A 13,503-nucleotide genomic window follows, 5' to 3' on the forward strand; every position below is an offset into this window, starting at 1 on the left:
ACCTAACTTTGGTTCACTATGGAGCTTGATTACGACTACATCATCATCGGAAGCGGATTTGGCGGGTCTGTCAGCGCCTTGCGTCTGAGTGAAAAAGGCTATCGTGTGTTGGTGATCGAAAAGGGCAAATGGTGGAAACCAGATGACTTTGCAAAGAACAACTGGCAGCTCCGGAAATGGTTGTGGGCCCCCAGGTTAGGCATGCGTGGTATTTTCAAAATGACTTTTCTGAACCACATCACAGCTTTGTCCGGAGTTGGTGTCGGTGGTGGATCCCTCACTTACGCCAATACCCTTCCAGTACCTAATGATGACTTTTACAATTCCGGAAGCTGGCAGGAATTAGCAAATTGGAAGGCCGAACTGGCGCCATTCTATGAGCTTGCCTATCGTATGCTTGGCACTACCACCCACCCTTATCAGGGGACTGCAGACCACCATTTGGAAATGCTCACCAGGGATCTTGGGTTAACGCAACATTACGAACCTACCAAAGTAGCCGTTTATTTTGGACAGCCAGGCCAGCAGGTGAAAGACCCCTACTTTTCCGGACAGGGACCTGACCGGACCGGATGTATCCACTGCGGTGCCTGTATGACCGGATGCAGGCATGGCGCAAAAAACACCCTGGATCAGAACTACCTGTACCTGGCTCAGCAACGAGGAGCAAAAATACTGGCGGAATGCCAGGTTACTGACGTATCGCCCCGGGACAGCGGAAACGGAGACATGGGTTATACCATCACTTACCGGCCGCGGCATGGAGGAAGAAAAACGGTAACGTCGACCGGTGTCGTCTTCGCCGGTGGCGTGCTCGGGACGGTCCCATTGCTCCTCAAATTAAAGAAATCTTCCCTGCCCCGTCTGAGTGATCAGGTCGGCCGTCAGATCCGTACCAATAATGAGGCCCTGGTCAACGTAGTCTCCACCGACCAGACACAAGATGACTTTACCAAAGGCATTGCAATCGGGTCGATCGTGCAGACAGACGCCGATAGCCACCTGGAGCCAACCATCTATGGCAAAGGATCCGGTTTTTTTAAGCTGCTGATGGTGCCCTGGATCCCGGAACGGAATGGATTCAGACGGTTCGGATCATTGATCAGTACCCTGATCACCAAACCGGTCAAGTGGTTCAAGGCTTTTTTTATCGGTGATTATGCTTCCCGGTCAACATATCTGCTGTTTATGCAGACCATCGACAGCACATTGCGGCTGCGGCAGGGACGGATAACTCCATTAAGGACCCAGACGGAAACTGGACCTGCACCTTCGGCTTTTATTCCAGCGGTAACACCCCTGGTCCGCAATTACGAAAAACAAGTTAAGGGCATGGCTTTTGTCGGTTTCACCGAGACCCTGTTAGGCATCCCTACTACTGCACATATGCTGGGAGGTGCCGTGATGGGAGCCAGCCCTGAACAGGGTGTGATCGACAAAAACAATCGCATATTCGGGTACCAAAACATGCTGGTCTGCGATGGGTCGATGATCTCTGCCAACCCGGGTGTCAATCCTTCATTGACCATTACGGCTATCAGTGAGCGTGCCATGGCCCGGATACCTGACAAGCAACAGTGACAGTAACCCGGGATGAAAATCTGATTTATTGGGTCTTCAAGTTTATAAGAACAAGAATTTCAAGGCATTGTAAAAAATGCGATATTCAAAGGATGAAACGCAGAGATTTTATCATCCAATCCACCCGGGTGGGTCTGACCCTGCCGCTATTATCCAAATTTGTACCCTCCAAAACGCATTGGATCACGCTCAGTTTCGACGATGGCTTTAAGAAATCCTTCTACCACATCGCCGGGATCCACGAAAATTTTGGTTTAAAAGCCTGCCTCAATGTGATCGCTTCCGGTCACCTCCCTGGTTTTAAAGCCGTAGATCAATGGATATTACCGGAACTGATGGGAAATTTCGACGACTGGAACAAACTCAAGGGCCGGGGACATGAAATCATGCCGCATACCTGGGAACACCTCAACCTGACCAGGATACCAGAGAAACAGGCGAAAGAAAACATGACCAAATGCTTCGATTATTTTGAAAGTCATTTGGATGGGTACGACCCTGCCTATGCAGTTTACAATTTTGCATTTAATGCTTCCACGACCGAACTAGAAGCATTTGCTCTCGAGCGCGTCAGTGCAGTGCGTACTTCAGGAGGGCTCCTCTTAAAAGATCAGCTGGCCAACTCCATACCCTCGACGAATAAGTCTCTGCGGCTGGGATGCTGGAGTCAGGGCCCGGATTACTGCGACACTTTCGTTGAAAAGGAAATCAACGATTTTCTAAAGACGGATGGTGGCTGGCTCATTCTGAACCTCCATGGACTGGATCAGGAAGGCTGGGGACCAATTCATCCGGAATTTTTGGAAAAATTGCTGGAACGGCTGGTGGCTTTACCCCACGTTGCTGTGGAACCGGCAGGTGTATTCATCAGGCATCTTTAAATGCGGATGAATAACTTCAGGCCAACGTTTGCACCTATTCGATTTTAGTGGCTGTTTGCGCCCACAATATCCCCCAACAATGAATAATTTTGGGGATTGCTGTGCAAGTAACGAAGTAAATGTCAATTCATTCCTATGCAATGGTCTATGTCAAAACAATATAACGTCTGCCTGTTAGCCCTGCTGGCAATCACCTTCATGGCTTGTGAGAAAGTATCCACGAATAACTCCAGCCTGGAAAGTTACAATGCCGTTCAATACGTCGATCCGCAATTAGGTGCCGTACACGCCCGGTGGTTTTTTTATACCCCCGCCGCCATGCCCTTCGGGATGGCAAAGCTGGCGCCACATACCAATGCCTATGAGAGTATCGGCTCCTGGATGCCCGGTGGTTATGACGACCGGCAAACTTCAATCGAAGGCTTTGGCCATTTCCACGAATTTCAGATTGGCGGAGTGGTTGACATGCCCTACACTGGCAAGTTAAAAACAGTGCCGGGAACATTGGAAGATCCGGATGCCGGTTACCGTTCCCGCTTCGACAAATCCAGTGAGGTTTCCGAACCCGGTTATTATGCGGTTACCCTTAAGGATTATGGCATTAAAGCCGAACTCACTGCCACCGAACGTGTTGGTTACCACCGCTATACTTTCCCCGCTTCGGATTCATCCGGCATCTTGTTTGATATTGGGCATAAACAGGGTGAGAGCAGTGATGTGATCCGGGCAACGGCCACTTTGGTCAATAGCAACGAGATCGAAGGATCGGTGGAGACCTATCCGGAATACTGCAAGTTTTGTGATCCGGACCGCTATGTGACCATGTATTTTTGCGCCCGCCTGAATAAACAACCAGAACATGTAGGTTCTTTTGTTGACCAGATAACGTATCCTGGCCAAACATCCACGGACACCATTCACAATGGTCTTTACCTGACCTTTCAGACCAAAGAAAATGAGGTGGTAGAAATGCAGGTGGGACTTTCTTACACCAGCATTGAAAATGCCCGGCTTAACCTGGAAACTGAGACGAAGTCGCTGGATTTTGATGCGGTCCGGAGGAACGCCAGCTCCCGCTGGAACGAATGGTTGTCCCGGATCCGGGTAGAAGGCGGACTGGAAAGCGACAAGGTGAAATTTTACACCGGCTTGTACCATGCACTACTGGGACGCGGTATCGCCAGCGATGTCAATGGCCAGTACAAACTGCATGGTCAGGGAGCCGGCCAGATTCCTTTGGATGATCAGGGCATTCCCCGGCACCATCATTTCAATACCGACGGAATGTGGGGCGGCTTCTGGAATCTCAGCCAGCTATGGTCGCTTGCCTACCCCGACTACTACCAGGATTACCTGCAGTCTAACATTGATTTTTACCGCGGGATGGGCTGGCTGCATGACGGTGAAGCCGCCGGAGCATATACCAATGGAGTCCAGACGAACGTCCAGGGGTTATTGATTGCAGCCGCATACAATTGCGGTTTGCGGGATTTCGATTTTGAGACCGGTTATCAGGCTGCGGTAAAAAATGAACTGGAATACCACGGACGCAGCCTCGGCAACGGCAAATACGACCTCCACCGGTTTGTCAACCTGCATTATGTGCCCTTTGAAGACACCACGTTGTCGAATGGCTGGGTATTTAACTTTGGCACATCACATACGCTGGAGTATTCGTTCACCTCGTATGCTGTAGCTCAGATGGCCCGTGCCATGGGGCGCCAGGAAGATTATCAAAAGCTGATCGAACAGTCCGGTTACTGGCAAAACATATTTGATCCCGAGACAAAATTCATCCGCCCGAAATATCCAGACGGTAAATTCCTCGATCCATTCGATCCTATGAAACCGTGGGTCGGTTTTCAGGAAGGCAATGCCTACCAATATACCTGGTATGTGCCACAGGACCCGGCCGCCCTCATACAGGTATTGGGCAATGATTTGTTTAACCAGCGCCTGGAGAACACATTTGAAGAATCACGCAAGAGCGTATTCGGTGGCGGTAAGGAGCTTGACAGTTTTTCCGGATTGGAGAAGTTATACAATCAGGGCAATCAGCCCTGCCTGTTCCATCCCTGGCTATTCAACTATTCCGGTAAACCCTGGCTTACCCAGAAATGGACACACATCATTTGCGATGAATTTTATGGTACGGAACCACTGCATGGTTATGGCTATGGTCAGGATGAGGATCAGGGCCAGCTGGGCGCCTGGTTTGTCATGGCAGCCCTGGGTTTATTTGATGTCCAGGGACACGCTGCGGAAAAGCCGACTTTCCAGTTTGGAAGCCCGTTGTTCCCGAAAGTTACGATTGACATTGGACAGAATCCAGGCAAACAACTGGTTATCGAAACGGAAAATTCCGGCCCCGGTCACTATTACATCCGGGATGCTTCGTTTGCTGGTAAGGCATTGGATAAATGCTGGATTTACCGCCAGGATCTGATTGAGGGCGGCGTCCTGCATTTTGTTATGGATTCCGTACCCAATGAAAATTTTGGTGCCAGCGTACCTCCTCCTTCAACATATTAAACCGTCACTGATGAGAATCTTATCATTTGTCCTGATCCTCACCTGGATCGGCTGTAATCCGGGAAGTGATTCCAGATTGATCGAATCCATTCAAAACGACTCCTTGTTTTCGCTGGTGAAATACAAAGCGCTGCAAACGGTGAAGACCGGATTTAATGCGGGCGATGGCTACGGCGAAGTATGGATCCGCGATTACAATACCTTCATCAGGCTCTCTGCGCAAGCCTTTCCTTCCAACGAGCTAAAACGAAATCTGCTGGTTTTTTTCAAACTCCAGGGACGCGACGGGAACATCATCGATGGATTTGTGCCCAGGGCAAAAGCAGGAGAAGATTACGATGGCATCACCACCGACCTGGAATCCAATTTTGTCGGGCATAAAAATACCGTGGAGACGGATCAGGAGACTTCTCTGGTTCAAGCCGTGTACAAGTTCATAGAGGCAACCGGTGATACCATCATTTTGCGTGAGATGGTGGGACAACAAACCGTAGGTGACCGCATGGAAGATGCGATGCGCTACCTGATGAAAAACCGCTACAACGAAAAGTATGGCCTGATCTATGGCGCCACTACCGCAGACTGGGGTGACGTTCAGCCGGAAGGAGGCTGGGGCGTGGATATCTCCGATTCAACCCATTATGCCATCGACATCTACGACAATGCCATGTTCATCATTGCGTTGGATAACCTGATTGAGCTTATCCCGGAATCTGCCTACCACTGGCAGCCGATCCGCGATGAGGTTGCTGCCAACTGCCGGAAATACCTCTGGGATGCCGAACATCAGAAATTCATTCCTCACCTCTACCTCGACGGCTCTCCTTTCCCAGCAGATTTTGATGAAAATGCCATCTTTTACCACGGTGGAACAGCTGTGGCAATCGAAGCCGGCCTGCTCACCCCGGAAGAAGTTAAAAATTCATTGAACAGGATGATCCAGGATGTTAAAGATGCCCATGCCGCATCCATCGGACTGACCATGTACCCGGTTTATCCGGAAGGTTATTTTAAAAATAAGGTCATGGGTCCCTATAGTTATCAAAATGGAGGGGACTGGACCTGGTTCGGCGGCCGGATGATCCAGCAACTTATCCGTTACGATATGGTTGCCGAGGCATACGAACAAATTCAGCCCATGGTGCAAAGAGTGAAAGCCAATAACGGCTTCTACGAATGGTATACCGTGGATAACCAGCCTAAGGGGTCCGGCACCTTCCGCGGTTCCGCCGGGGTCTTGTACGATGCCATTAAAATGTTCGAAGTGTACGCCCAGGAGAACAATCGTTAATTTATGTTCTGTTGAAGCAGGGAATAGTCAAAATTCTATTCAATAACCTACTTGGAAGTTAATTCATCCAATCCATGAGTGATTCCAATCCGTTTGAATTAAGCGGATAAAAGCACGAATAAGCCTGATGGAATTACCGGGATGATCATCCACATGAATATTGATTTTTGGAAGGCAATATCCTATTGAGCCCTGCTCCAGAATCCTGTTGGCCCTAATCAAATAAGGGACCAGTCTGCCAGTCCCTTATTGGGTTAGGATTGGATCATGGTAATCGAGTTTATTTCTTACCGGTTTCGGTGTCCTTTGCTGCTTCCAGTAGTAAAGCTGCATTTTGGGATTTTAGCAACTTAACCTGCTCAGTAAGCCATTCGATCTGTTTTTGCTGTTCTTTGATGGCATTGATAGCGATATAAGTGAATGCACTTGGATCCACCGTCAGATAGGGATCCTGACCAGGGTCTTGCTTCATGGTTGTATTTTCCTGGACCATAAAGGGTGCTACTTTCTGAAGTTCCTGTGCAATCACCCCGATGTATTCGACGGATGGGTCGTAGCCTGATTTTTCGTTGTAATGGAATTTAACTACATGCACATTTTTCAGAAGGTCCAGGCCACTGTTGAAATCATGAACATCCTTCTTCAACCGACGATCCGAGAAGGATCCCCATGAGCCGCCTCCAGGCTTATTGGCATCTCCATTCACACTCAATGTGGCCGTTGGCGCCTCTGTTTTGATTCCAACCCTGCCATTGCTGCCAAATGGATTCAGGACGACATCCGTATTCGATGTGATAAACAACTTTGCGCCGCTTGCCTGCAGATCCAATGCTGCACCATCAGTCCTCAGCCGGAGGGTTTTACTGCCCGCAGAAAGCCGGATCGCCCCACCTACAACATGCAGTTTATCACCGGGCACATTGGTGCCGATACCCACATTATTGCCACTTGAATTCAGCAGAATATTCCGGTTCGAAGTATTAATATAAAGGTCATTGGAATTAGAATTGATTTCTGGCACACCCTCGTAAGCAATCTTTAAATAACTGTTTGATCCTATTGCCTGAATGTGAGCTACTCCATCCACACGTAAGGCAGCGATTGACCCGTTGGTCGCAAGAACACCATATTGCCCACCGGAACCATATATTCCATAATTGCCGCCTTTGCCGTAAACCCCAGCAACAGATCCTTCTCCATAAATTCCGCTTGAGCCCCCCTTCACGTTAAGTTTTCCAATATTTGAGTTTGAATTGATATTGACTAAAGTGCCATTGTCTTGTATTTGGGAGTTACCCAGCGTGGTGCTATTGGTCCACTTTGGGATAACGTTGCTTGATCCATTACCGCCCACTCCACCTGAGGTACTGCTTATGGTATATCCGGAGTTGGAAGTTCCCGAGATGCTAATTCCACTCCCAGCAGTCAGCGTTGGACCATCCGTAGCCGGCGACCAGGAGCCTCCACTGTATTTGAGCACCTGTCCATTGGTAGCGCCCATACTGCTCAAGTCTTCTGCTTTGATCGTGCCATTGGCAATGTGTGAAGAGGTAATCCCTCCGGTATTTACTTTTAGTTTGTTGGAACCCGTGCCATCTCCGGTAAGGCTGGCATCGCTTTCTACCACTTGTGTACCCCAATTATCTGCTCCCCCATTGCCACTGGGTAATGTCACCGATCCACCGTTATTCGAGAGGCTTAAGGTGGATCCTGCCAGTGAGAGCGTTTGTAACTCATTACTTGGATCGGCATCCGCATCTTCAGGCAACGAGATGGATCCTCCATTATTCGAGAGGCTTAAGGTGGATCCATTAAGTGAGAGCGTTTGTAATTCATTGCTTGGATCGGCATCCGCATCTCCGGGTAAGGTGATGGATCCTCCGTTTTGGGAAAGCACCAGCCTGGACCCATTCAGAGATAAAGTCTGTAGTTCATTGGAGGGATCAGCGTCAGCATCACCACTGTTGGAGATGACATTGCTGCCGGAGATGTTGATTCCTTGACCGGCGGTATAGGTCGATCCGGCGGTGCCCTGGTTATCCGTGGCAGGTACCCAGGCCGTGCCATTCCACTTCAATACCTGACCGTTCATAGGCCCGCTGGCATTCACATCCTCCAGTGCATCCAGTTTCAAACCGGCGACTGACGTAGCCCGGCTGGCCAGAAGGGCAAATGGTACGGACAACAATTGCGAAGTGCCTGAAATGGTATAATTCGCACCCCCATTCAGATCCGTTTCCGTCTTGATGAAATAGGGACCTCCGGACCAGTCAATCTGATTAAAAGTACCGGAAATTGTCGTTCCGGATCCGATCATCAGGGTCACCAGTCCATAAGCATTGGTAGTCGGAAAATGCCGCTCCACATAGGAGGCTTGACTGGTGGCACTTCCCTGCAATATGCTTATCTGGATTCCCACTGCGCCATTGACAACGGCATGATCCGATGCATCACGGATAATGGCCTGATAAGAGAATTGGTTGGGAGCCTGTGCCCGGGCAAGGGTTACCAATAAGAGTCCCAGAATGATTAGGAGCTTTTCCTTCATGATGTAAATTTTTTATAATGATTTGAGGCAGAGCGTGATCTTTTCACATTGGATGGTCCGCTACTTTTTGATCAATTGAAATACTCCAAGCCGTCGATCCATGGTATTTATTTCCAGAAAATAAAGCCCGGCGGAAAGCGACTCGAGATGTAATTCTTGATCATCATGTAGGGATTTGAACAGTACCGAACGACCCAATACATCGTAGATACTGACTTCAAAATGGTATTCCACTTCCGAATGTATTTTGATCCAATCCGAGGCAGGATTGGGATAAATGTGCAATTGGAGCTCCGGAAGATCCGATTCTGATATTGAGGTTATGATCATGGCAGCCGGTTGTTGGATACCTGGCCAAATAGAATGGTTACTACCGAAAATGGGTTCAATAAGGATTTGACCTACGGAATAACTGACCTCTCCCTTGTTGCTTTTCACGACCCCACCGCCGCTAAGTGTGGAGGTCTGGGCCAGCGAATATCCACAGATGCCTATTTGGATTAGTATCAATAAGTAACGATTGATCAAAGCCATGAGTATTTATTGGTCTAATGTATAGGTGGTTCTTGGGAACGTTCAGGGTAAATGATGGAACGGCATATTAGAATATACCAACGTCGAGTACGAAACAAGGAACGGCAATACTATGGCATCCGTCATGCGCAAAAAATGCTGGAAAAGGGTCATTCCAAGGTTAAAACAAGCCACTCGGAAAGCGATCTTGGAGGCACGCCATAATTGAATTAGCTTTACCGGTGTGTCACTCTCAGGCATATGACATGTATACCACCTTATGTTTATTGTATCGGTACCTACCGCTTTTGGATTAGCATCCTTTGCTTTTTCGTTTGGGCCTCTGGACATGCTCAAACTGTGTACTCAATTGAAGATTTTCAAAATTATTCGGTTTATCACGGTCTGTCTGATAACTCGGTCAATGCCCTGACATTTGATTCGCTGGGATATTTATGGGTAGGCACCAAATATGGTCTGAACCGCTTTGATGGAAACTCGTTTGATGTCTTCACCATACCAAGCCATCCGGATGTTTTACCTGGTAATTATATCAGTTCAATGGAGCGCTATGCTCCCAACAAAATGTATCTGTGTACCAGGAATGGGCTGGGCATACTGAACATGCACCGGTTAAAATTACAGAGGTATAAACTGGCAGACACGACGATCATTGGGGAGTACATGCAAAAAGCCTATTCCATGCGTTGGTTGACTTCTGATAAACTCGCCGTTTCCTCCACTACTGGTTTTTATGTCTTTAATGCTGACGGGAGTATTTATTTTGATTATACTATTTTTCAGGCTTCAGATTTTGGACAAAAACGCATCTCTTTTGGGCAAGAGATTTTCCAAATCGGTCCCACGGATTTTCTGGTATATGCCAATAAATCACGCTTATATCTTTATAATGTTATCAGTAATACACTCGACGAATTAAATTCAGATGACTCAAACCAATGGAATGAATTCATGCCAGATAAGAATAACTGGACCATTAAAAAACAATGGGGAGACCGTCAGTATCTGTTACTTGGCTTTACAGATGGCCAATTGAAATACATAGATCTGGATAAAGGCCTGAGCACCAGCATTTCAATTCCAAACGAAATCTTAAATGAACTGTACTGGGCAAGCTACATATTTCCCCTGGACTCCACACACTTCGCCATTAATTATACAAATCATGGATTCATTCTTTTTTCGCTCGATCCAAAAAATGGACTGATTAAAAGGAACCCCACCATACAGCTTCCTGAATACCGTTGTAACACCATTCTTCCGGATGATCTTGGACATTTGTGGATCGGTACCGACCAGGGCATACTGCACGAAACCACAAAGCCTTTTATTAAGTCCAATAAAATAACAATCCCGGATTCAGAGAACGAAAACCAATTCATTTCCGATGTACTTCCCCTTGACCATAAAATAGTTGTTGCAACCTATAACCAGAAACACGCCTTACTGCTGTTGAATGAAAATTTTCAATTGGAGAAAACCATTGATTTTAATTCTTCGCAAAAAATGTGGAATGAAGTTTGGCGTATTCATGCCATCGACAGCAATGTGATCTGGTGTGAGACTACAGCCGGCCCAGTAAGTTATGAACTGAATACGGGTAAGATCCAACCATTAAAAGAGGAGATAGACATTCCGGATGGAACAATTATTCTGCATCCTATTATCAATTCCAGCAGGGTATTAATATATTCCGTTCTCCACAATTACATTAAGATTTTCGATCTTAATACCAAATCCCTGTCAAATGTAGAGGGTCCCATCCGCCATAGCACGCAATTGAAAGCGCAAACTTATCAGGATAATTGGCAAAACATATGGATTTATGGAGATGGCCTGATCAAATGGCATCTGCCAGATAACACCATCCAGACTGATTTTGGCACACCATTACTAAATCAAAGTTCCAATATCTTAAGTATCACCGCAGATAAGGCGCAAACCGTCTACATCACGACCGAATCAAACGGAATGTTTCAGTACGATCAGGTCAGTCAGCATGCCAGTGCACTGAATATGGAAGGCAACAACTTAGCGGGTACCATTACAGCATTATCTCCCGTCATTAACCATAATCTATGGATGTGGCAAAGTGGCCGTCTTGTGAATTACAATACATTAAATAAAACTTTCTGGGCTTTTGGTAATGAAAGCGGTTTGCCGGTTGAAAATACCAGCGCTTCATTTATCAAATATTCAGAACCTGATAACCAGTTTTACTTTTCTACCACTAAACACATTTTAACTTTTGGGTTTCCCAAAGAAAATTCGGACAAAAGTCATCGGATAATCATCAAAGAAATTGCGATCAATAATGGCAGGAAAATAATCCACCCTGGAGACCAGGTCACACTGAGGCCAAAAGAAAATTCATTCACCATCTCCGTTACCAATCTTGATTTCGAACATGAATTTGAAGAAATTCATTATCGCCTGGATGAGTCCGCCTGGGTCCCGATGAATAATGGAAATGCAACCTTTATCAATCTTGATCAGGGAAGTCATCAACTGGTGTTCAAGGCATACGGCAAACAACAACGCACACAAACAGAAATTATGTGGCTGGAGGTATTACCTCCCTATTACCGGACCGGATGGTTTTTTACCCTGGCATTGTTGGCTCTGATTACGATTGGTGGATTCCTGTACCATCGGCAAATTAAAAATCTGGAAGAAAAATCAAACCTGGCCCTGGAACTTTCAGAAGCAGAAATGAAAGCGTTGCATGCCCAGATGAACCCTCACTTTTTATTCAATTGTCTGAACACGATAAAAAGTCTTATTCTGCAGTCAAAAATCACGGAGGCGTCCAGGTACCTAAGTATTTTTTCCGGATTGATCCGCAGCAATCTGGATCACAGCCGGCAGGTATTTATTTCGTTACAGGAACAGATGGATTACATTGAAAAATATCTGCAGATGGAAAAGCTTAGATTTTCCAATTTCACCTTTGAATTACAAGTTGATCCGGTTGTTCCCTTGTATGACCAGGAGATACCTGCAATGATCATCCAACCACTGGTCGAAAATGCCATTTGGCATGGTTTGCAACATTCCCATGAGGACAAATCCATTAAAATCAGTATTTACGAAAATAACGATAGGATCTTCTGTCAAATCGACGACAATGGTATTGGATTGGAAAATGCAAAGAAACTGCCCAGAAAACCCCATGCATCCATATCCCTGGGGAATATCCAAAATCGGATAATCTTGCTCAATCGAAAATATCCTCACGCATACGATTTGAAACTGCAGGACAAAACGTCAATGGGACAAAAAGGAACCATGGTCATTTTTTCATTTAATAAACAATAATCCACCATGAAGGCAATTATCGTAGACGATGAACAACACGGCATCATATCCCTGCGAAAAATATTGGAGCTGTATTGCCCTCAGGTGGATGTAATTGGTGAGGCAGACAATGCGCTTGATGGAGAAAAGTTGGCAAGGTCCCTGAAACCGGAATGCATTTTTCTGGACATTGCCATGCCGGGCAAAAGTGGACTGGATCTCCTCAAGGATCTGTCACCTGCTCCGGGAGGGGTCATATTTGTTACGGCCCATCATGAGTTCATACTTCAGGCTTTACGCCTGAGTGCCATTGATTATTTGTTAAAACCTATAAATGAAGAGGAACTGGTACAGGCCGTAGACCGTTTAGCGCACAATTTGCATATCAATCGCCCCCCTCAACGTTTGGATGCATTCCTGGAAAATATGAGGGCTACAAATTTACAGGACATGAAAATATGCATCCCGGAAATGGATGGTTTTCAAATTCGGAGAGTTGGCAATATCCTGTATTGTGAGGGAGAGAGAAGTTACACAAAAATTGTCCTGGTGGAAGGAGAAGTTATTCTGGTTTCAAAACCTTTGATTACCTATGAATTGCTTCTAAGGGACCTTGGGTTTATCCGTGTTCACAAATCCTTTTTAGTCAATTTAAACCACGTGCATTCATTCCATAAATCGGATGGTGGGTATCTTATCATGGCTAATGGCCATCAAATTAATGTATCAAAGCGAAAAAAAGATCACATCATTGATTCCCTAAAAAATTTATTCCGGAACTAATATGCTTCCTGGTATTTGTGTCAACTCGATTGAATTTTGAAGGTATTGTGTACCTT

At 46.5% G+C, this 13,503-nt stretch carries 8 protein-coding genes; 6 read left to right on the forward strand and 2 right to left on the reverse strand.

The features are described from left to right. Positions 1-18 precede the first annotated feature (18 nt). From H6570_12135 to H6570_12150, 4 genes are all read left to right on the forward strand, one after another. Positions 19-1,581: a GMC family oxidoreductase gene (locus tag H6570_12135; protein MCB9320028.1), complete on the forward strand. Its 1,563-nt coding sequence runs from the start codon at positions 19-21 to the stop codon at positions 1,579-1,581. 92 nt (positions 1,582-1,673) lie between these two features. Further along, a complete protein-coding gene (locus tag H6570_12140; GenBank protein MCB9320029.1) occupies positions 1,674-2,462 on the forward strand; it encodes a polysaccharide deacetylase family protein in 789 nt (262 codons plus the stop codon). Positions 2,463-2,609: 147 nt separating this feature from the next. Beyond that, positions 2,610-4,994, forward strand: a complete 2,385-nt coding sequence (locus H6570_12145; protein MCB9320030.1) for a glycoside hydrolase family 92 protein — start codon at positions 2,610-2,612, stop codon at positions 4,992-4,994. A 10-nt stretch (positions 4,995-5,004) separates the two neighbouring features. Next, positions 5,005-6,285, forward strand: a complete 1,281-nt coding sequence (locus tag H6570_12150) for a hypothetical protein (protein ID MCB9320031.1) — start codon at positions 5,005-5,007, stop codon at positions 6,283-6,285. 280 nt (positions 6,286-6,565) lie between these two features. Here the strand turns inward: H6570_12150 and H6570_12155 are convergent, their stop codons facing one another. Both H6570_12155 and H6570_12160 read right to left on the reverse strand, forming a co-directional pair. Next, positions 6,566-8,833, reverse strand: coding sequence for a tail fiber domain-containing protein (locus tag H6570_12155; protein MCB9320032.1), 2,268 nt, complete (start codon positions 8,831-8,833; stop codon positions 6,566-6,568). A 60-nt stretch (positions 8,834-8,893) separates the two neighbouring features. After that, positions 8,894-9,367 carry a T9SS type A sorting domain-containing protein gene (locus tag H6570_12160; protein MCB9320033.1) on the reverse strand — a complete coding sequence of 158 codons (474 nt, stop codon included), beginning with the start codon at positions 9,365-9,367 and terminating at the stop codon, positions 8,894-8,896. Positions 9,368-9,706: 339 nt separating this feature from the next. Here H6570_12160 and H6570_12165 point away from each other — a divergent pair, with 339 nt between their 5' ends. Beyond that, complete coding sequence (locus H6570_12165) at positions 9,707-12,685, forward strand: histidine kinase (GenBank protein MCB9320034.1); 2,979 nt, start codon at positions 9,707-9,709, stop codon at positions 12,683-12,685. 6 nt (positions 12,686-12,691) lie between these two features. Next, positions 12,692-13,447, forward strand: a complete 756-nt coding sequence (locus H6570_12170) for a response regulator transcription factor (GenBank protein MCB9320035.1) — start codon at positions 12,692-12,694, stop codon at positions 13,445-13,447. Positions 13,448-13,503: the final 56 nt, after the last annotated feature.

The organism is Lewinellaceae bacterium (assembly GCA_020636135.1).
Classification (GTDB): Bacteria; Bacteroidota; Bacteroidia; order Chitinophagales; family Saprospiraceae; genus JAGQXC01.